This is a genomic window from Methyloversatilis sp. (assembly GCF_965284615.1).
Taxonomy (GTDB): Bacteria; Pseudomonadota; Gammaproteobacteria; order Burkholderiales; family Rhodocyclaceae; genus Methyloversatilis.
This window is the reverse complement of record NZ_OZ260098.1, coordinates 4,086,052-4,105,893: the sequence shown is the minus strand read 5'-3', so window position 1 is coordinate 4,105,893 and position 19,842 is coordinate 4,086,052. Positions and strand designations below refer to the sequence as shown.

The following is a 19,842-nucleotide window of genomic DNA, read 5'->3' as shown; positions in this document are numbered from 1 at the left end:
TAAACGGTTTGTGGCCGGCGTATCTTGAGCGCCGGCTCAGGCTGCGTCTTGTGGTTTGAACAGACGCACACTGCGCACCATGCGGTCCTCGGTGTGCAGGATTTCCATCGCGACAGTGCCGATCCGCACCGACAGACCGGATTCCGGAATGTCCTGCAGGTGTTCGAGCAGCAGCCCGTTCAAGGTCTTCGGCCCGTCCAGTGGCAGGGCCAGCCCGAGTTTGCCGTTCAGCTCGCGCAGACTGCGTCCGCCGTTGACGATGACGCTGTTGTCGCCGTTCCAGCTCAGCGACTGTCCGCTGCCCGGTACGCCGGTGGTGAACTTGCCGACGATTTCCTCAATGATGTCTTCCAGCGTGACCAGCCCTTCGACCTCGCCGTATTCGTTCACGACCAGCGCCAGGCGTTGCCTGTTCTCCTGGAAGAACTGCAGCTGGCTGTATAGCGGTGTCGCCGACGGCACGAAGTAGGGCCGGGTCAGCAGGCCGCGGATTTCGTCCTGATCCAGTTCGCCGGCCGACAGCGCGCTGACCACACGTCGCTGCGGCAGCACGCCGAGCACGCGGTCGAGGTCGCCTTCGAACACCGGCACGCGGCCGTGATGACTGGTTGCGATCTGATGCTGGATCACGTCCAGCGGCTGCTCCAGATCAATTGCCTCGATCTGGTTGCGCGGCGTCATGACGTCCTCGACCGTGACGTCCTCCAGTTCGAACAGATTGATCAGGATGCGCCGGTGGGCGGCCGGGATGAAGTGACCGGATTCCGTCATCAGCGCGCGCAGTTCCTCCGCCGACAACGTCTGCCCCTCGTCCGTGTTGCCCGGCTGCAGCCGTGTGATGCGCAGCAGCGCCGACACGAACAGGTTCACCGTCCACACCACCGGATAGAACACCTTGAGCAGCGGCGTCAGCACGAAGGCCACCACCGGCGCGATCGCGTTCGCGTAGCCTGCGCCCACGACCTTCGGCGTAATTTCCGAGAACACGAGGATCATGAAGGTGATCAGCAGCGTGCCCAGTCCCAGCGCCAGTTCGCCCTCGCCGAACAGGTCGATCGCGATGACGCCGGTCAGCGTCGCGGCGGCGGCATTGACCAGGTTGTTGAACAGCAGGATCACGCCGAGCAGCTTGTCCGTTTGCCCCAGCAGGTCGAGGGCGCGCTGCGCGCCGCGCGAGCCGCTCTGGGCAGCCGCCTTCAGGCGGAAGCGGTTGGAGGCCATCATCGCCGTCTCGGCCATCGAGAAGAAGCCGGACAGCACGAGCAGCACACCCAGCACGATCAGCTGGGTGGAAAGTGGGATCGAATCCATCGGTCAGGCGCGGCCGAGCACGACCTCGAGCACGAATTGCGTACCTATATAGGCGAGCAGCAGGACGAAGAAGCCGCCGAGCGTCCATCGCAGCGCCAGCCGTCCCCGCCAGCCGCGGAAGTGCCGTCCGACCAGCAGCGTGCCGAAAACCACCCATGCAAGGATGGCGAACACTGTCTTGTGGCTGAAGGCGAGCGGCTTGCCGAACACCTGTTCCGAGAAGGCGATGCCGGTAATGAGCGTGGCGCTCAGCAGCACGAACGCGATCGTGATCAGGCGGAACAGCAGGCCTTCCATCACCAGCAGCGGCGGCATGTTCTCCAGCAGACGGATCAGGCGACCGCGGTGCAGATTGCGCTCGACCGCCGACATCAGCATCGCGTGCAGTGCCGCCAGCGTGAACAGGCTGTATGCCGTCATCGCCATCACGAAGTGAGCGCGGAACAGCAGGTTGTCGGCGTTGCCGATGTCGTGCCGGCCGGGCCAGATGACCGGCACCGCGGCGCACAGGGCTGCGGCCGGGAGGGCCAGCATGTGCAGACCGTCGAGTCGCGACGACAGGCTTTCTATCCAGTAGAACACCAGCGCCAGCCAGGTCATCACCGCCAGCGCGTCACCGGCGCCGAAGCGCATGCGGCCCTCCGGGAATATCTGCACCGACAGCACGGCGGCGTGCACCAGCAGTGCCGCGGCCAGTGCTGCCGGGCGCACGCCACCGGCAGCGGCGTGTGCGCCTGCCCGCGCCGGGCGCATGAACCAGAAGGCGAGCGCAGCGTAGAGGGCGGAAGGAAGCAGTTCGATTAGAATCATTGGCTTCAGTTTAACCCAAGGCGCACGCCGCTCTTTCATGCTGGATAACCTTACCCAACGGCTCGCCAAGGTCGTCAAGACGCTGCGCGGGCAGGCGCGACTGACCGACGAGAATATTTCGGACATGCTGCGCGAAGTGCGCATGGCGCTTCTTGAAGCGGACGTCGCGCTGCCGGTGGTGAAGGAACTGGTCACCCGCATCCGCGAGAAGGCGGTCGGTCAGGAGGTCGTCGGCTCGCTGACGCCGGGCCAGGCCCTCGTCGGCGTAGTGCACGACGAATTGGCGGCGCTGATGGGCGGCGCCACCGCCAGCCTCAACTTCGCGACGCAGCCGCCGGCCATCGTGCTGATGGCCGGTCTCCAGGGCGCCGGCAAGACCACCACGGTGGGCAAGCTGGCCAAATGGCTGAAGGAAACGCAGAAGAAGAAGGTGCTGACGGTGTCCTGCGACGTCTATCGTCCAGCCGCCATCGAACAGCTGCGTACCGTCACCGGCCAGGCCGGCGCCGAGTTCTTCCCGTCAACGCCGGACCAGAAGCCGGTTGACATCGCCCGCGCTGCCGTCAACTTCGCGAAGACGCGCTATTTCGACGTGCTGCTGGTCGATACCGCAGGCCGGCTGGCGATCGATCAGGCGATGATGGACGAGATCCGCGCGCTGCATCAGGCGCTCAACCCGATCGAAACGCTGTTCGTCGTCAACGCGATGTTGGGTCAGGACGCGGTCAATACCGCCAAGGCGTTCAAGGACGCGCTGCCGCTGACCGGCGTCGTGCTGACCAAGCTCGACGGCGATGCGCGCGGTGGCGCTGCGCTGTCGGTGCGCCACGTCACCGGCGCGCCGCTGAAGTTCGCCGGCGTCGGCGAAAAGCTGACCGGCCTGGAGGAATTCCATCCGCAGCGCATGGCGTCGCGCATTCTCGGCATGGGCGACATCATGGGCCTGGTCGAGGAAGCGCGTCGCCAGGTTGACGAGGACCAGGCCAAGGAATTCGCGCAGAAGCTGAAGAGTGGCAAGGGCTTCGACCTGAACGACTTCAAGACGCAGATCGCGCAGATGCGCAAGATGGGCGGGCTGTCGGCGCTGATGGACAAGCTGCCGGCGCAGTTCGCCGGTGCCGCGCAGCAATTGCAGGGCGGGCAGGACGAAAAGGCCATCCGCCGCATCGAAGGCATCATCAACTCGATGACGCCGGCCGAGCGCACCAAGCCCGAACTGATCAAGGCCAACCGCAAGCGTCGTATCGCGGCGGGTTCCGGTACCTCGGTGCAGGAGGTGAACCGCCTGCTGAACCAGTTCGAGCAGACGCAGAAGATGATGAAGCAGTTCTCCAAGGGCGGCATGCAGAAGCTGATGCGCGGCATGAAGGGCATGCTGCCCGGCATGCGCTGAGCCGCCGGCGATCCGATGGCGCGTCCGCTGGTCTGCGTGGTCAACGACGACGCCGCGATGAGACGGGCGCTGTGTCAGGCGCTGACCGGGATCGATGCGGACGTGCAGGGATTCTCCGGTGCCGGCGTGCTGCTGCAGGACCGCGAGGCGCTGGGGCGCGCCGCCTGCGTGCTGCTGAACGCGTCGCTGCGCGGCATCAGCGGACTCGACTTGCAGTCCAGCCTGCGCGTAGTCGGCAATCGCGCGCCGGTGATCTTCGTGTCCGGCCCCTGCGACGTGACCGTCGCCGTCCGTGCGCTGCGTGCCGGCGCACTCGATTTCATGCTGATGCCGATCGAAGCCGCGGTGCTGCGCTTGCGGGTTGCCGAGGCACTGGTCCGCGCGACCACGGCGGACGCGCGGCGCCAGCGCGTGCAGCAGGTCGCCGACGCGCTGGCGAGTCTCACTGCGCGGGAGCGCGAGGTGCTCGACCGTGTCGTGCGCGGCCTGTCGAACGCGGGTATCGCCGGTGAACTGGGTATCAGCGCGAAAACCGTGGAACAGCACCGGGCCCGCGTGATGGACAAGATGCGCGCCGCGTCGCTGGCCGATCTGGTTGCGCGCGTGACCGAATGGCGGGTGCTGTCGGAGCCGGCCTGATCAGGGATTGCTGGCCGAGGTCATGGCTGGCCATGACCAGTGGCGCTCCCAGGCGCCGCGCACCATGTTCGGATATTCCGCCTTGCCCAGGCTGCCGTTGTAGCGACCCAGCGCGCGGAAGAGGTTGCCCTTCTCGATGTCGAGATAGTGGCGGAGGATGGTGCAGCCGAAGCGCAGATTGGTGCGCAGATGGAAGAGGTTGCTTTCTTCGCTGCCGATCAGCTTCACCCAGAACGGCATCACCTGCATGTAGCCGCGGGCCCCCGCGCTGGAGACCGCGTACTTGCGGAAACCGCTCTCGACCTGGATCAAGCCGAGCACCAGTTGCGGGTCCAGGCCGGCGCGCGTGGCTTCGTAATGCACCGTCTTCAGGAATTCCATGCGCCCGGCCTCGTCCGGCATGCGCTTGGCGAGGCGTTCCGACATCGTGCCGAGCCACAACTGCTTCTGTGGCGATGAGAACGCCGGCAGGTCGGGGGCTGCGCGGTCGCTGATGGCCAGATGCAGCGCCGCGCGCACGCTGTCCGCCAGCGGCTCGTACTGCTGCGACGCGCGTGCGCCGCCGGCCACCAGGGCCAGCGTCAGCGCGAGGGTCGCAGCGAGCCGCTTCATCGTCAGACCGGCTCGCCGATCAATGCGCGCACGGCGTCGGGCGCCACCTTCTGCGCCGCGGCGTCGCGCCGGTTCTGGTACTCGATCACGCCTTCCTTGAGGCCGCGTTCGCCGACGGTGATCCGGTGCGGTACGCCGATCAGTTCCCAGTCGGCGAACATGACGCCGGGGCGCTCGTCGCGGTCGTCGAGGATGACGTCGAAGCCGGCCTCAGACAGTTCGTCGTACAGCTGTGTGGCGGTCGCGCGCACCTGTTCCGACTTGCTCCAGCCGACCGGGCAGATGACCACTTCGAAGGGCGCGATGGATTGCGGCCAGATGATGCCGCGCTCGTCGTGGTTCTGCTCGATGGCGGCGCCGACCAGACGGGTCACGCCAATGCCGTAGCAGCCCATGACCATGATGCGCGGTTTGCCGGTTTCGTCCAGATAGGTACAGTTCATCGCTTCCGAATATTTGGTGCCGAGGAAGAACACGTGACCGACCTCGATGCCGCGCTGTATCGACAGCCGACCCTTGCCGTCGGGTGACGGATCACCCTCGACCACGTTGCGCAGATCGGCGACGGCCTCGGGTTCGGGCAGGTCGCGCCCCCAGTTCACGCCGGTCAGGTGGGCGTCCACCTCGTTCGCGCCGGTGACGAAATCGTTCATGTTGGCAACCGTGAGGTCGGCGACCACGTGCACCGGCTTCTTCAGTCCGACCGGACCCAGATAGCCCGGCTTGCAGCCGAAATGCTCGACGATCTCGGCTTCGGTGGCGAAGCGGAAGCCGTCCTTCAGGCCAGCCAGCTTCGACGCCTTCACCTCGTTCAGTTCATGATCGCCGCGCAGCATCAGCAGCCACAGTTCGGTCTTGCCTTCCTTATCGGTCGCCAGCACGACGGACTTGACCGTGCGTTCGATCGGCAGTCCGAGCAGGGCGGCGACGTCCTCGCAGCGCACGGTGCCCGGGGTGGGGGCTTTTTCCAGCGCCTGCGCCGGTGCAGCGCGGTCGGCGATCAGCGCCGTCGCCTGCGCCAGTTCGATGTTGGCGGCGTAGTCGGAATCGGGGCACCAGGCGATCAGGTCTTCGCCGGTGTCGGCGATCACCTGGAACTCGTGGCTGCGCGAGCCGCCGATGGCGCCGGTGTCGGCGGCGACAGCGCGGAATTCGAGACCCAGACGGCGGAAGATGCGCATGTAGGCGTCGAACATGATGTCGTAGCTGCGGCCGGCGGCTTCCTCGTCACGGTCGAAGGAGTAGGCGTCCTTCATCGTGAACTCGCGGCCGCGCATCACGCCGAAGCGCGGCCGGCGCTCGTCGCGGAACTTGGTCTGGATGTGATAGAAATTCTTCGGCAACTGGCGCCAGCTGTGGATTTCGGCGCGAGCGATGTCGGTCACCACCTCTTCCGACGTCGGCTGGATGATGAAGTCGCGGTCGTGGCGATCCTTCACGCGCAGCATTTCCGGGCCCATCTTGTCCCAGCGACCTGTTTCCTGCCACAGCTCGGCCGGCTGGATCAGCGGCATCAATAGTTCGATGGCGCCGGCGCGGTTCATCTCGTCGCGGATGATGCTCTCGATCTTGCGGATCACCCGCAGCCCCATCGGCATGTAGTTGTAGATGCCGCCGGCGAGCTTACGGATCATGCCGGCGCGGGTCATGAGCTTGTGCGACACGACCTCGGCGTCCGAGGGGGCTTCCTTGAGCGTGGAAATGAAGAATTTGCTGGCGTACATGGAGGGTGTGGAATCCGCTGCGGATCAGGCAATAAACCTCCGATTCTAGCCGTTTCGCGCGGATCGGCCCGCGCCGGGTCGTTCGCTTCAATTCGGCGGCGAAATGTGGAAGAATCCACGGAAAATCTTACACAGCAGGTTCAACCATGCTCGACCGGGAAGGGTACCGCCCGAACGTCGGCATCATTCTGATCAACGGGCGCAACGAGGTCTTCTGGGGCAAGCGCATAGGCGAGCACGCCTGGCAGTTTCCCCAGGGGGGCATCAACCACGGCGAATCGCCGGAGCAGGCGATGTATCGCGAGCTCTGGGAAGAGCTGGGGCTGCGTCCGCAGCATGTGCGCATCGTCGGCCGCACGCGCGATTGGCTGCGCTACGACGTGCCGCGCAACTGGGTGCGGCGCGAATGGCGCAGTGCCTATCGCGGCCAGAAGCAGATCTGGTATTTGCTGCGCATGGTCGGTCGCGACTGCGACGTCTGCCTGCGCGCCACCGACCACCCTGAATTCGATGCCTGGCGCTGGAACGACTACTGGATTCCGCTCGACTCGGTGATCGAGTTCAAGCGCCAGGTCTATCAGCAGGCGCTCACCGAACTCGCGCGCCTGGCTTTTCGCTCGCCGCGTCCGCGTGGTGCGATGCGGCAGCCCGAAGGCGGCGACGCCAGCGAACACGCGCTTCCGGGCCCTGGTGCGCTGCAGGATCCTCTGCACTCGTCTTCCTGACCTCGCGCCTCGATCGACCCGCCGTCCTTGAAGCGGCGGAATGCCTGCTTATACTGGGTCTAAGTCGCGCCGTTTCTTCGCCTGTTGCCAGCGCGGCCCTGCCCTTCGGGGCATCCCTCACCCATTGTTGAAGGAGGCGTCCATGCAACTCAAGGGTTCGAAGACCGAGGACAATCTGAAGTGTGCGTTTGCCGGAGAGTCGCAGGCGAATCGCCGCTATCTGTACTTTGCGGCCAAGGCTGATGTCGAGGGGCAGAACGACGTCGCCGCCGTCTTTCGTTCCACGGCCGAGGGCGAGACAGGCCACGCACACGGGCATCTTGAATATCTCGAAGCCTGTGGCGATCCCGCAACCGGTCTGCCGATCGGCGGTACGCGTGACAATCTGAAGGCGTCGATCGCCGGCGAGACGCACGAGTATACGGACATGTATCCGGGCATGGCCAAGACCGCTCGCGACGAGGGGTTCGAGGAGATTGCCGACTGGTTCGAGACGCTGGCCAAGGCCGAGCGCTCGCATGCAAATCGTTTCCAGAAGGCGCTTGACGGGCTGCTCGACTGAGTGAGCGCCGGCCCCGGGGCCGGCACCGCTCCGCTACCGTGGGCGCGGGACTTGCCTGCGTCCGCCGCCCCGTGCGTTGACCGGAGGATGCGCGATGACCGTTCGCGAAGGCAGTCTGGAGCCACCGAAGCGCCATCCCATAGACTGGAAGAGCGCCGCCTACTATGACGAGGCGGCGCTGATGCAGGAACTCGAACGCACGTACGACATCTGTCATGGCTGCCGCCGTTGCGTGAATCTGTGTACCGCCTTCCCCAAGCTGTTCGACCTGATCGACGAAGTCAACAGCGGCGAAGTGGATGCGATCCCGAAGCACCGGTATTGGGAGGTGGTGGACCAGTGCTATCTGTGCGACATGTGCTTCATGACCAAGTGTCCGTACGTGCCGCCGCATCAGTGGAATCTCGATTTCCCGCACCTGATGCTGCGAGCCAAGGCGATCAAGTTCAGGAAGGGCGAGACGCGGTTTCGCGACCGTCTGCTGACCAGCACCGATGCCATCGGCAAGCTCGCCGCCATTCCGGTGGTGGCGCAGACGGTCAATTCGATGAACCGCAATGGCGCTGCGCGTTCGCTGATGCAGCGGGTGCTCGGCGTACACAAGGATCGCCAGCTGCCGCCCTATGCGCCGCGCCGATTCCGCGGCGTCGCGGAGCCAGCCGACGGTTTCGCCGTGCGCGACGGACAGCGTACGCCCGGAAAGGTGGCGGTGTTCTCGACCTGCTACATCAACTACAACGAACCGGGTATCGGCGTCGATCTGCTCAAGCTGCTGGCACACAACGAGATTCCGGCCGTCCTCGTCGAGAAGGAGGCCTGCTGTGGCATGCCAAAGCTCGAACTGGGCGACCTGGAGCAGGTGGCGAGACTGAAGGAGATCAACATTCCGCCGCTGGCGCGCCTGTCGCGCGAGGGTTGGGCCATCCTGACGCCGGTGCCGTCGTGCACGCTCATGTTCAAGCAGGAACTGCCGCTGATGTTTCCCGACGACGCCGATGTGCGCGCGGTGGCCGATGCGATGTTTGATCCGTTCGAGTACTTCGTGCTACGGCATAAGGACGGCTTGCTGAAGAACGATTTCAGACGCGAACTCGGTCGCGTGTCCTATCACATCCCCTGTCACTCGCGCGTGCAGAACGTCGGCCAGAAGACGCGCGAGATGCTGCAACGGGTGCCCGGCACGCAGGTCAGCACGGTCGAGCGCTGCGCGGGTCACGACGGCACCTGGGGCGTGAAGGAGGAATTCTTTGATCAGTCGATGAAAATCGGCAGGCCGGTGTTCCGGCAGATGCAGGGCGGCGACCCGGACTTCGTCAGCTCGGACTGCCCGATCGCCGGTCGTCACATCATGCAGGGCATCGCCGACAGTCAGGGCGGCACGCGCGCGCAGAAGGCGCATCCACTGACCTTGTTGTGCATTGCCTATGGACTGGACTGAGGAGGGGGCATGCCGGCAATCGCACGCGACAGTCTGATGAGTCTCGAGCAGTATGCGCGAGAGCGCCCGCAGTTCCGTGCCCGTGTGATCGCGCACAAGCGTGAGCGCACGCTGCATCTTGGCGAGCACGTGACACTGGTGTTCGAGGACGAACTGACCATCCGCTATCAGGTGCAGGAAATGCTGCGGATCGAACGCACTTTCGAGGAAGCGGGCATTCTCGACGAACTGGGCGCTTACAATCCCCTCATTCCCGACGGCAGCAACTTCAAGGCCACGATGTTGATCGAGTACCCGGACGAGCAGCAGCGAAAGCAGAACCTCGCTCGCCTGATTGGCATCGAGGACACGGTGTGGATCCAGGTCGATGGATGCTCTCCGGCATCCGCGATTGCCGACGAGGATCTTGAGCGCGAGAACGCGGTCAAGACGTCGGCGGTGCATTTCCTGCGCTTTGAACTGACCGCCGAAATGAAACGCGCGCTCCTCGGGGGTGCGGCCCTGTCGGTCGGTGTCGATCATCCGCATTACAGTGCGGGCGTGACGCCTGTGCCGGCGGCGCTGCGAAACTCGCTGTGCGCTGACCTGGTGAACTGAAATGCCGTTTTTCCCCGTTGGCCGGTTGCTGTCCGGCCTGATCCTTCTGGCGGGTGTCTCCGCCGTCCATGCACAGATCACAGACTGGCAGAAGCCGGAGCCTTTCCGTGGCGAAACCGTCGATCCGGCCGCCAAGGTGACCGAGGACGATTACGAAGTTCCTCCGCTACCGGAGAAGGTCGAGTGGCAGGAGTTCTATCTGAATGCCTCGACGCGCAACCGCTACTACATCGCGCGCGAACCGCTGACTGTCGGCAAGGATGGCGCCATCCGCTACATATCCCGCGTTGTCGCACCGAGCGGGACCGAGAACATCGCGGCCGAGGCGCTGCGCTGCGGCACCGGCGAGCGCAGGATGTATGCAAACCTGCGTTCGAACCGCGAGTGGGCGCCGACGCGCGGCAGCCGCTGGCTTCCGATCGGCGGTGGAAACCGCCTGAATTCCTACCCTTTCATGCTGTATTCGGATTACATGTGCGCGGATGGCTTCGCGCTGCAGCCGAAGAAGGTGCTCGAAGCGCTGGCCAACAGTTTCAATGCACGTACCGGTACGCCGCTCACCGGCTATCGTTGAACATCCCGACTTTCATCGAAGGCATCCATGCTCGACCGCCTGATTACTGAACTTGATCGTGCCTTGCGCACGCTGGCCGCACCGGCGCGCACTGGACGGCCGCTGCCCGGCGGTGACCTGCCCGAGGCCGAACTCGACGAGACGCAGCGCAGTCATGTCGGCGCGCTGATGCGCATTAACCACGTCGGCGAGATCTGCGCTCAGGCGCTCTACCAGGGGCAGGCCCTGACCTGCCGCGAGCCCACCGTGCGCGACGCCCTGCGCCGTGCGGCTGTCGAGGAAACCGAGCACCTGAGTTGGACGGCTTCGCGTATGAGCGAACTGGGCAGCCGCCCCAGCCTGCTCAACCCACTGTGGTACGGCGGCGCGTTGATGATGGGCGTCGCGGCCGGGTTGGTCGGCGACAAGTGGAATCTGGGCTTCCTTGCCGAAACCGAGAAGCAGGTCGAAGCTCACCTGCAGGGGCACCTCGACCGCCTGCCGCCGGCCGATCAGAAATCCTGGCGGATACTTGAACAGATGCGCCAGGACGAGCGTGAACATGCACACACGGCCGAGCGGCTCGGTGCTGCGCAACTCCCGGCGCCCGTCCGACTCGCGATGCGTGCTGCCTCCCGGGTCATGACCGGCGTCGCCTATTACGTCTGAGCGAAGGGGGCGTCAAGCGCCGGTTTCGACGATCTCCCACGTGTGTTCCATCTTCGCGGTCTTGCCGATCATGATGGACGCCGAGCAGTACTTCTCGGCCGAGAGGTGAATCGCGCGCTCGACCACCTCGGGTTTCAGGCCGCGACCACTGATCTTGAAATGAAAGCCGATGCGGGTGAATACCTTGGGATCTTCGCTCGCGCGATCCGCCTTCAGCGTGACCTCGCAACCCGTGACCTGCTGACGGCTCTTCTTCAGGATGAGCATGACGTCGAATGCGGTGCAGCCGCCGGTGCCTGCCAGCAACAGTTCCATCGGGCGCGCAGCCAGGTTGCGGCCGCCTGCTTCGGGCGCGCCGTCCATATTGATCATGTGTCCCGAGCCGGTCTCGGCCAGGAAGCTCATGTTGTCCACCCACTTCACCACACAGTCCATTACGCACTCCCTTCAGTGATGCGCGATTGTAATCAGGTGTCGGCCGGCGCGCGGCTCGTGGGTATTGGTGCGCTGCGGTAGTCGATCCGCCGGCGGCGGTGTGTTGGCCGGTGTTCGTGATGCGGGTTCGGGTCGAGGCCCGGCACTGCTCTTTTTATCCACATGATTTGAATGGTTGTTTGTGTGCGGTGCGCTGGCGGGTGAGGCGGAATCCAAAGGCGCACTGCCTTTGTGCGATGCAAAAAATTCTTGCCTTTGCGTTGAGCGTGATCAATAATCAGGACAGGTTTCGCGGGCGTCGTTCAATGCGATGTCTGCCGCAGGTGTCTCCTCCACCCTCCTCCTTTGGTGTGGATTCAGCGCGACTCCCAGGAGTCGCGCTTTTTTTGTTGTCTATCAGGGATTGACACGCTCGAACTCGCGAGTTAAATTCGCGGGCTTTTGGGCGATCTCGCCCAGAATCAAAGGACGTTCGAGATGAAAACCTTTTCAGCCAAGCCGCATGAAGTCGTGCGCGACTGGTACGTTGTCGATGCCTCTGACAAGGTACTCGGGCGCCTCGCCAGTGAGATCGCACGCCGTCTGCGCGGCAAGCACAAGCCTGTCTTCACCCCGCACGTGGACACCGGTGACTACATCGTCGTCGTGAATGTCGAGAAGCTGCGTGTGACCGGTGACAAGGCGCAGGACAAGAAGTATTACCGCCATTCGGGTTACCCGGGCGGTATCTACGAAACCAATTTTACCAAGCTGCAGCAGCGCTTCCCGGCGCGCGTGCTTGAGAAGGCCGTCAAGGGCATGCTGCCCAAGGGTCCGCTCGGTTACGCGATGATCAAGAAGCTGAAGTGCTACGCCGGCGCCGAGCATCCGCACGCCGCGCAGCAGCCCAAGGCTCTGGACATCTGAGGACGGAACGGTCATGGCATTCAAAGTTGATTATTACTATGGCACCGGCCGTCGCAAGACCGCAGTTGCCCGCGTGTTCCTGCGTCCGGGCAAGGGCGCTTTCGTCGTCAATGACAAGCCGGTAGACGAGTTTTTCTCGCGCGAAACCGGCCGCATGGTCGTCCGCCAGCCGCTCGAGCTGACGGAACACGTCAGCACCTTCGACATCCTCGTGAATGTCACCGGTGGTGGTGAATCGGGTCAGGCCGGCGCAGTGCGTCACGGCATCACCCGCGCGCTGATCGATTACGACGCGACGCTGAAGCCGGCGCTGAGCAAGGCTGGTTTCGTTACCCGCGATGCCCGTGAAGTCGAGCGCAAGAAGGTTGGCTTCCACAAGGCGCGTCGTCGCAAGCAGTTCTCGAAGCGCTGATACACCGCGCTCCGGCGAACGGGAAAAGCCGCCTTCGGGCGGCTTTTTTCATTTCTGGCATCATTCCGCTTTTTCCGCGATCGATCCGGATGGGTCGGCGCGGGTCGGCGCAGGAGGGATCGAAGTGGGTATCAAGGCGGGTATCGTGGGTGGAACCGGCTACACCGGGGTCGAATTGCTGCGCCTGTTGGCGCGCCACCCCGAGGTCGAGTTGTCGGCCATCACTTCGCGCGGCGATGCGGGGCGCCCGGTATCGGACATGTTTCCCAGTCTGCGCGGTCATGTCGATCTCGCTTTTTCCGACCCGGCCCAAGCCGGGCTAGAGAACTGCGACGTTGTCTTCTTTGCCACGCCGAACGGCATCGCGATGCAGCAAGTGCCGGCGCTGCTCGACGCCGGGGTGAAAGTGGTCGATCTGGCAGCCGATTTCCGGTTGAAGGACGAGGCGGTGTGGGAAAAGTGGTACGGCATGCCGCATGCCTGCCCTGACGTGCTGAAGACCGCGATCTACGGCCTGGCGGAAGTCAATCGTGAGCAGGTGCGCTCGGCGCGGCTCGTGGCCAATCCCGGCTGCTATCCCACGGCGGTGCAACTCGGCTTCATCCCGCTGATCGAGGCGGGCGTCATCGACCGCGCAACGCTGATCGCCGATGCGAAGTCAGGTGTGTCCGGTGCGGGGCGCAAAGCCGAGGTGCACACTTTGTTTGCGGAGGCTGGAGACAACTTCAAGGCCTACGGTGTCGGTGGACATCGGCATCTGCCCGAAATACGCCAGGGACTGGCCGCCGTGGCCGGCGCCGATGTAGGTCTGACCTTCGTACCTCATCTGACACCCTTGATCCGCGGCATTCATGCAACGCTCTACGCGCGACTGACCAAGGACTGCGATCTGCAGGCCCTGTTCGAGAACCGTTATCGCGGCGAGCGCTTCGTGGATGTACTGCCCGCCGGCAGTCATCCGGAGACGCGTTCGGTGCGTGCGTCGAACACCTGCCGGATCGCGGTTCATCGTCCGCAAGGCGGGGACACGGTCGTGGTTTTGTCGGTGATCGACAACCTGGTCAAGGGGGCCGCCGGGCAGGCGGTACAGAACATGAATCTGATGTTCGGATTCGACGAGTCGTGTGGGCTAGAACTCGTTCCGGTCTTGCCCTGAGGGCGCGCCGCTGGCGCTTTCGCCACGGTATCGCCGCGCGGCAGGTGGCGATCCGTTCGCACGCGCCGTGGTGGCTCAAGCTTCTCGTCGCGGCCGGCGTCATGGCGCTCGCGCTGGCGGCTGCCCGCGGAATCTACGACGCGGGGCGAGGCTGGGTCGGGCTGGACGTTGATGACATGCAAGCCGAGGTCGTCTCGTTGCGTGAGCGTCTGGCCGTCGTGGATGCGGAGCTTGCAAGCATGAGACAACAGGCGGACTCGGCACACAGTAGCCTGCAGATCGAACGTACGGCACAGGAACAGCTGGCAGCCCGGATACGTTCGCTGGAAAGCGAGAACGCACGTTTGCGGGAAGACGCTCTGATTTTCGAAAGCCTGGCGGGTGCGGGTTCCAGCGGTATCGAGCAGGGCTTCAAGATCAATCGGCTGGTGCTGGAGCCGGACGGCGAGGCGGGGCGGTACCGCTATCGCATGCTCATCGTTCGCCAGGGAGGGAAGGCCGACGCCGATGCCAAGGGTTCTTACCAGATCGTGGCGTCGATTGACCGTGCCGGTCAGGGTGCTACCATCACTTTCCCGCCGGATTCGGGTGCCGAGAACAGTCGGCTGACTTTCCGGCACTTCCAGCGTGTTGACGGCGTGCTTGCCGTGCCGAAGGGGGCGAGGTTGCTCTCCATCGAGGCTCGCTTCCTGCAGGATGGACAAATCAGGGCAAGAGCGACCGCATCCTTGTGACGGTTGCCGGAATCGGAGGGGACATGTTCGGCAAGAAGTCTGAGAAACCCAGCAAGCGCATCGACAGCCTGATCGGTGCAGGCACGCGCGTGAATGGCGACATTCATTTCCGCGGCGGCCTGCGCGTCGATGGCGAGGTCATCGGCAACGTACGTGCCGATGACAACGCGCCGAGCACGCTGGTACTGAGCGAGCATGCGCGTATCGAAGGTGCGGTCACCGTCACGCATGCGATGATCAATGGGGCCGTGCAAGGTCCGATCGTGTCCACCGAGTTTCTGGAACTGCAACCGCAGGCACGAATTTCCGGTGACGTGGTCTACACCCGTCTGGAGGTGCACCTTGGCGCCATCGTCAAGGGGCGGCTCGAACATCAGGAGACTGCGCCGCGCGCGGTCGAATTGAAGCTGGCCAGCGGAAGCTGATGCCGGCGAAGCGTTAACCAGGAGTAGATACTCATGAATGCAGTGACTGAAATGCCCCTTCCGCTGGTCTTCTCCGAAAGCGCAGCCAACAAGGTGAAGGAACTGATCCTCGAAGAGGGCAACCCGGATCTGAAACTGCGTGTTTTCGTGTCCGGTGGTGGCTGTTCCGGCTTCCAGTATGGTTTCACCTTTGACGAAGTGACCAACGAGGACGACACCGCGCTCGAGAAGAATGGCGTGACGCTGCTGATCGACCCGATGAGCTACCAGTATCTGGTCGGCGCAGAGATCGACTACAGCGAAGGCCTCGAGGGCGCACAGTTCGTGATCAAGAACCCGAACGCGACCTCGACCTGCGGCTGCGGTTCGTCTTTCTCGGTCTGATCGACCGCTCGCTCAGGCGGGCCAGACCGCGCCGAGCACGCGCATGCCGCGTGCCCCGGTCACCTCTGGCAGGTTGCCTGGCTCGCGGTTAAGCGTGCGCTGCGCCAGCCACGCGAATGCCAGCGCCTCCACTCGCTCGGGCGGTACGCCGTCATCGGCCGTGCTCTGCACAGGGCATCCGATGTGCAAGGCGAGCCGCTGCAGCAGGTGAGTATTGAACGCGCCCCCGCCGCACACCGCGACATCGTCCGGGCAAAAACCCGCGGTGTTCAGTGCGTCGGCTACCGATTGCGCGGTCAGTTCCGCCAGTGTGGCCTGGACGTCCTCGTCTCGGATCTGCTCCGGCAGCAGTTCGAGCAGCCACTCCAGATTGAATTGCTCGCGCCCGCAACTTTTCGGGGGCGGCGCAGCGAAGAAGGGGTGTGCAAGCAGTTTCGCAAGCAGCGCCGCGTTGACCTGGCCACTCGCCGCCCAGGCGCCGTCCCTGTCGTAGTCAAGGCCGCGACGATGCGCGATCCAGGCGTCCATCAGCACGTTCGCGGGGCCGCAGTCGAAGCCGCGCACGGGGCGGGCGAATTCCAATAGTGTCAGATTCGCCATTCCGCCCAGATTCAGTATTGCGCGCGCACGGTCCGTCGAACCAAACAGGCTAGCGTGGAACGCGGGGACGAGAGGGGCTCCTTGTCCGCCGGCCGCCAAGTCACGCGCGCGGAAATCGGACACAACGCAGATACCCGTCTCCTCGGCCAGGATGGCCGGTGCATTCAGCTGAACGGTGTAGCCGTGGGCCGGCATATGGCGGATAGTCTGGCCGTGGCAGCCTATGGCCTTGATTGAAGCTGTCGCGGTGCCGCTCTGGTTCAGCAGTGTGCGGACCAGCTGTGCATAAAGGCGCGCCAATTCGATCGCCGCGACCTGCGAGCGGTGTATTTCGTCGTCACCGCTTGAGCACAGCGTCTGCAGGTCCGCCCGTAAGGCCGTTGGAAAGGCCATGTGCGCATGCCCCACCACCCGCGGCCGCGGGAAGGCCAGGTCCGCAAGCACCGCATCCACCCCGTCCAGACTGGTGCCGGACATCAGCCCGATGTACAGCGCGCTCATCGGTTCATCCTTCTGTCCGCCGACCCGCTTGCGCTAACATCGAGCGCTTTGTCGGTCGTCGCGTGGCACCTGCCTGCGCGAGGCGCATGTATTCGGGGTTCGGTCATGGTTGAAGTGGAACAGGCGTTGGCGTTGATCAAGCGGGGGGTCGAAGAACTGCTCCCCGAAGCGGATCTGGTCGAGAAACTGAAGTCGGGGCGACCGCTTCGCATCAAGGCGGGGTTCGATCCTACCGCACCGGACCTGCACCTCGGCCACACCGTGTTGCTGAACAAGCTGAAGCACTTCCAGGACCTCGGTCACCAGATCCTGTTCCTGATCGGCGACTTTACCGGCGCCATCGGCGATCCGTCGGGCAAGAACGTGACCCGGCCGCCGCTGTCGCCCGAGCAGGTGCTGCAGAACGCTGAAACCTACCGCGAACAGGTGGGCAAGATCCTCGACCCTTCGCGCATGGAGGTCGTGTTCAACTCGACCTGGATGAACCAGCTCGGGGCCGACGGAATGATCCGCCTGGCATCGCGACACACGGTCGCCCGCATGCTCGAGCGCGACGATTTTGCCAAGCGCTACACCGGCAATCAGCCGATCGCCATCCACGAATTCCTCTACCCCCTGTGCCAGGGCTACGACTCGGTTGCGCTGAAGGCCGACGTCGAGCTCGGCGGTACGGATCAGCGCTTCAATCTGCTCATGGGGCGCGAACTGCAGAAGCAGTACGGCCAGGCGCAACAGGTCGTGGTGATGATGCCGCTGCTGGAGGGACTGGATGGCGTCAACAAGATGTCGAAGTCGCTGGGCAACTACATCGGCGTGTCCGAGCCGCCGAACGAAATTTTCGGCAAGGTCATGTCGGTGTCCGACGAACTGATGTGGCGTTACTACGAGCTACTGTCCTTCCGCGGACTCGACGAGATCGCGGGCCTGCGTGCAGAAGTGTCCGCGGGGCGCAATCCGCGAGACGTGAAAGTGATGCTGGCGCAGGAACTCGTCGGCCGTTTTCACGGCGCGGCGGCTGCGGCGGCCGCGCTGGTCAACTTCGAATCGCGTTTCCGTCAGGGCGGTATTCCAGACGACATCGAGGAGGTGGTGCTCGACAGTGCGGGTGCAGGTATCGGTATTGCACAGGCGTTGAAGGCGGCCGGGCTCACCGCCACCACCTCGGAGGCCTTGCGCATGATCGATCAGGGCGGGGTCCGGCTCGATGGCGACAAGGTTTCCGATCGTGGACTTGTGCTCGCGGCGGGCACGACGGTCGTGGCGCAGGTGGGCAAGCGAAAATTTTCTCGCCTCGCCGTGCGCTGAGAGGCGCTCGTCGCGGGCTTGATTTTTCGGAATGTTTTTATTCACATGTACTTTCCCGTAGTCGCTTGAAAGAGTCGCGCCAAAAAAACTTCAAAAATCTTTGGCGAAAGTGTTGACCACCTCGAAATTATCCGTAGAATGCGCACCTCTCGTTGCTCAGCAGCGAACGTTCTTTAACAAAACAAACAGCCGATAGGTGTGGGCACGGCGTGGTTGTAACGGCGAGCAGCTGTCGTTTCAGGGATTCCTGGGGTGGTGGTTGATCGCATGACAACTAAATTGAAGTGCTCATACGAATCAAAGGTTTTAAGCGAAAGCTTATACCTGTGAATTCTGACGAGTTTTGGGAATTAAACTGAAGAGTTTGATCCTGGCTCAGATTGAACGCTGGCGGAATGCTTTACACATGCAAGTCGAGCGGCAGCGCGGTCTTCGGACTGGCGGCGAGCGGCGAACGGGTGAGTAATACATCGGAACATGCCCAGTCGTGGGGGATAACACTTCGAAAGAAGTGCTAATACCGCATACGTCCTGAGGGAGAAAGCGGGGGATCGCAAGACCTCGCGCGATTGGAGTGGCCGATGTCAGATTAGCTAGTTGGTGGGGTAAAGGCCTACCAAGGCAACGATCTGTAGCTGGTCTGAGAGGATGATCAGCCACACTGGGACTGAGACACGGCCCAGACTCCTACGGGAGGCAGCAGTGGGGAATTTTGGACAATGGGGGCAACCCTGATCCAGCCATTCCGCGTGAGTGAAGAAGGCCTTCGGGTTGTAAAGCTCTTTCGGCAGGAACGAAACGGCGAGCTCTAACATAGCTCGCTAATGACGGTACCTGAAGAAGAAGCACCGGCTAACTACGTGCCAGCAGCCGCGGTAATACGTAGGGTGCGAGCGTTAATCGGAATTACTGGGCGTAAAGCGTGCGCAGGCGGTTGTGTAAGACAGGTGTGAAATCCCCGGGCTTAACCTGGGAACTGCGCTTGTGACTGCACGGCTAGAGTATGGCAGAGGGGGGTGGAATTCCACGTGTAGCAGTGAAATGCGTAGAGATGTGGAGGAACACCGATGGCGAAGGCAGCCCCCTGGGCCAATACTGACGCTCATGCACGAAAGCGTGGGGAGCAAACAGGATTAGATACCCTGGTAGTCCACGCCCTAAACGATGTCAACTAGGTGTTCGGTGAGGAGACTCATTGAGTACCGCAGCTAACGCGTGAAGTTGACCGCCTGGGGAGTACGGTCGCAAGATTAAAACTCAAAGGAATTGACGGGGACCCGCACAAGCGGTGGATGATGTGGATTAATTCGATGCAACGCGAAAAACCTTACCTACCCTTGACATGTACGGAACCCTGCTGAGAGGTGGGGGTGCTCGAAAGAGAGCCGTAACACAGGTGCTGCATGGCTGTCGTCAGCTCGTGTCGTGAGATGTTGGGTTAAGTCCCGCAACGAGCGCAACCCTTGTCATTAGTTGCTACGCAAGAGCACTCTAATGAGACTGCCGGTGACAAACCGGAGGAAGGTGGGGATGACGTCAAGTCCTCATGGCCCTTATGGGTAGGGCTTCACACGTCATACAATGGTCGGTACAGAGGGTTGCCAAGCCGCGAGGTGGAGCCAATCCCAGAAAGCCGATCGTAGTCCGGATCGCAGTCTGCAACTCGACTGCGTGAAGTCGGAATCGCTAGTAATCGCGGATCAGCATGCCGCGGTGAATACGTTCCCGGGTCTTGTACACACCGCCCGTCACACCATGGGAGTGGGTTTCACCAGAAGAGGCTAGCCTAACCGTAAGGGGGGCGGTCGCCACGGTGAGATTCATGACTGGGGTGAAGTCGTAACAAGGTAGCCGTATCGGAAGGTGCGGCTGGATCACCTCCTTTCTAGAGTCACAATCAGGTCGTGTCCACAACCTATCGGCTGTTAAAGAAGCAACAAGGGCAAGGAGC

The 19,842-nt window shown here is 63.1% G+C and carries 21 protein-coding genes and 1 rRNA gene; 16 read left to right on the top strand and 6 right to left on the bottom strand.

What is annotated here, in order from left to right:
- Window positions 1-36: 36 nt before the first annotated feature.
- Window positions 37-1,311 (bottom strand): HlyC/CorC family transporter, encoded by a 1,275-nt coding sequence (locus tag ACQ66H_RS19465; RefSeq protein ID WP_430435381.1) that lies wholly within the window; start codon window positions 1,309-1,311, stop codon window positions 37-39.
- A gap of 3 nt (window positions 1,312-1,314) precedes the next feature.
- On the bottom strand, window positions 1,315-2,121 hold the full coding sequence (locus ACQ66H_RS19460) for a cytochrome C assembly family protein (RefSeq protein WP_430435380.1): 807 nt from the start codon (window positions 2,119-2,121) through the stop codon (window positions 1,315-1,317).
- A 37-nt stretch (window positions 2,122-2,158) separates the two neighbouring features.
- Here ACQ66H_RS19460 and ffh point away from each other — a divergent pair, with 37 nt between their 5' ends.
- Window positions 2,159-3,514, top strand: a complete 1,356-nt coding sequence (gene ffh / locus ACQ66H_RS19455; protein ID WP_430435379.1) for a signal recognition particle protein — start codon at window positions 2,159-2,161, stop codon at window positions 3,512-3,514.
- Window positions 3,515-3,529: 15 nt separating this feature from the next.
- On the top strand, window positions 3,530-4,153 hold the full coding sequence (locus tag ACQ66H_RS19450) for a response regulator transcription factor (RefSeq protein WP_430435378.1): 624 nt from the start codon (window positions 3,530-3,532) through the stop codon (window positions 4,151-4,153).
- Here ACQ66H_RS19450 and ACQ66H_RS19445 read toward each other — a convergent pair whose 3' ends face one another.
- Window positions 4,154-4,765 carry a lytic transglycosylase domain-containing protein gene (locus tag ACQ66H_RS19445; RefSeq protein ID WP_430435377.1) on the bottom strand — a complete coding sequence of 204 codons (612 nt, stop codon included), beginning with the start codon at window positions 4,763-4,765 and terminating at the stop codon, window positions 4,154-4,156.
- Window positions 4,766-4,767: 2 nt separating this feature from the next.
- Window positions 4,768-6,489 carry a proline--tRNA ligase gene (locus tag ACQ66H_RS19440; protein ID WP_430435376.1) on the bottom strand — a complete coding sequence of 574 codons (1,722 nt, stop codon included), beginning with the start codon at window positions 6,487-6,489 and terminating at the stop codon, window positions 4,768-4,770.
- Window positions 6,490-6,635: 146 nt separating this feature from the next.
- Here ACQ66H_RS19440 and ACQ66H_RS19435 point away from each other — a divergent pair, with 146 nt between their 5' ends.
- The 6 genes from ACQ66H_RS19435 (at window position 6,636) to coq7 (ending at window position 11,033) form a co-directional block, all read left to right on the top strand.
- Complete coding sequence (locus tag ACQ66H_RS19435; RefSeq protein ID WP_430435375.1) at window positions 6,636-7,214, top strand: RNA pyrophosphohydrolase; 579 nt, start codon at window positions 6,636-6,638, stop codon at window positions 7,212-7,214.
- A gap of 142 nt (window positions 7,215-7,356) precedes the next feature.
- Window positions 7,357-7,776, top strand: a complete 420-nt coding sequence (locus tag ACQ66H_RS19430; RefSeq protein WP_019916429.1) for a rubrerythrin family protein — start codon at window positions 7,357-7,359, stop codon at window positions 7,774-7,776.
- A 94-nt stretch (window positions 7,777-7,870) separates the two neighbouring features.
- On the top strand, window positions 7,871-9,214 hold the full coding sequence (locus tag ACQ66H_RS19425) for a heterodisulfide reductase-related iron-sulfur binding cluster (RefSeq protein WP_430435374.1): 1,344 nt from the start codon (window positions 7,871-7,873) through the stop codon (window positions 9,212-9,214).
- Between the two features lie 9 nt (window positions 9,215-9,223).
- A complete protein-coding gene (locus ACQ66H_RS19420; RefSeq protein WP_430435373.1) occupies window positions 9,224-9,811 on the top strand; it encodes a DUF3501 family protein in 588 nt (195 codons plus the stop codon).
- A 1-nt stretch (window position 9,812) separates the two neighbouring features.
- Window positions 9,813-10,385 (top strand): CNP1-like family protein, encoded by a 573-nt coding sequence (locus ACQ66H_RS19415; RefSeq protein WP_430435372.1) that lies wholly within the window; start codon window positions 9,813-9,815, stop codon window positions 10,383-10,385.
- A 27-nt stretch (window positions 10,386-10,412) separates the two neighbouring features.
- Window positions 10,413-11,033 carry a 2-polyprenyl-3-methyl-6-methoxy-1,4-benzoquinone monooxygenase gene (gene coq7, locus ACQ66H_RS19410; RefSeq protein ID WP_430435371.1) on the top strand — a complete coding sequence of 207 codons (621 nt, stop codon included), beginning with the start codon at window positions 10,413-10,415 and terminating at the stop codon, window positions 11,031-11,033.
- 12 nt (window positions 11,034-11,045) lie between these two features.
- Here the strand turns inward: coq7 and ACQ66H_RS19405 are convergent, their stop codons facing one another.
- The gene (locus ACQ66H_RS19405) at window positions 11,046-11,468 is read right to left on the bottom strand and encodes an OsmC family protein (protein WP_304009991.1); all 423 of its coding nucleotides are present in this window, start codon (window positions 11,466-11,468) and stop codon (window positions 11,046-11,048) included.
- Window positions 11,469-11,945: 477 nt separating this feature from the next.
- Between ACQ66H_RS19405 and rplM the strand changes: the two genes are divergently transcribed.
- The 6 genes from rplM to erpA all read left to right on the top strand — a co-directional run bounded on the left by rplM (window position 11,946) and on the right by erpA (window position 15,485).
- Window positions 11,946-12,374 carry a 50S ribosomal protein L13 gene (gene rplM / locus ACQ66H_RS19400; protein WP_020166122.1) on the top strand — a complete coding sequence of 143 codons (429 nt, stop codon included), beginning with the start codon at window positions 11,946-11,948 and terminating at the stop codon, window positions 12,372-12,374.
- Between the two features lie 13 nt (window positions 12,375-12,387).
- Window positions 12,388-12,786, top strand: coding sequence for a 30S ribosomal protein S9 (gene rpsI, locus ACQ66H_RS19395; RefSeq protein WP_019916439.1), 399 nt, complete (start codon window positions 12,388-12,390; stop codon window positions 12,784-12,786).
- Window positions 12,787-12,910: 124 nt separating this feature from the next.
- Entirely contained in the window at window positions 12,911-13,942 is a 1,032-nt protein-coding gene (argC, locus tag ACQ66H_RS19390; RefSeq protein ID WP_430435370.1) for an N-acetyl-gamma-glutamyl-phosphate reductase, read from the top strand.
- A complete protein-coding gene (locus tag ACQ66H_RS19385; RefSeq protein WP_430435369.1) occupies window positions 13,909-14,676 on the top strand; it encodes a DUF6776 family protein in 768 nt (255 codons plus the stop codon). Before argC ends, ACQ66H_RS19385 begins: the two co-directional genes overlap by 34 nt.
- 23 nt (window positions 14,677-14,699) lie before the next feature.
- Complete coding sequence (locus tag ACQ66H_RS19380) at window positions 14,700-15,101, top strand: bactofilin family protein (RefSeq protein ID WP_430435368.1); 402 nt, start codon at window positions 14,700-14,702, stop codon at window positions 15,099-15,101.
- Between the two features lie 33 nt (window positions 15,102-15,134).
- Window positions 15,135-15,485 carry an iron-sulfur cluster insertion protein ErpA gene (erpA, locus tag ACQ66H_RS19375; protein WP_019916445.1) on the top strand — a complete coding sequence of 117 codons (351 nt, stop codon included), beginning with the start codon at window positions 15,135-15,137 and terminating at the stop codon, window positions 15,483-15,485.
- 12 nt (window positions 15,486-15,497) lie between these two features.
- Here the strand turns inward: erpA and ACQ66H_RS19370 are convergent, their stop codons facing one another.
- Window positions 15,498-16,586: an anhydro-N-acetylmuramic acid kinase gene (locus ACQ66H_RS19370; RefSeq protein ID WP_430435367.1), complete on the bottom strand. Its 1,089-nt coding sequence runs from the start codon at window positions 16,584-16,586 to the stop codon at window positions 15,498-15,500.
- A 105-nt stretch (window positions 16,587-16,691) separates the two neighbouring features.
- Here ACQ66H_RS19370 and tyrS point away from each other — a divergent pair, with 105 nt between their 5' ends.
- Window positions 16,692-17,891: a tyrosine--tRNA ligase gene (gene tyrS / locus ACQ66H_RS19365; protein ID WP_430435666.1), complete on the top strand. Its 1,200-nt coding sequence runs from the start codon at window positions 16,692-16,694 to the stop codon at window positions 17,889-17,891.
- 352 nt (window positions 17,892-18,243) lie between these two features.
- A 16S ribosomal RNA gene (locus ACQ66H_RS19360) occupies window positions 18,244-19,776 on the top strand.
- Window positions 19,777-19,842: the final 66 nt, after the last annotated feature.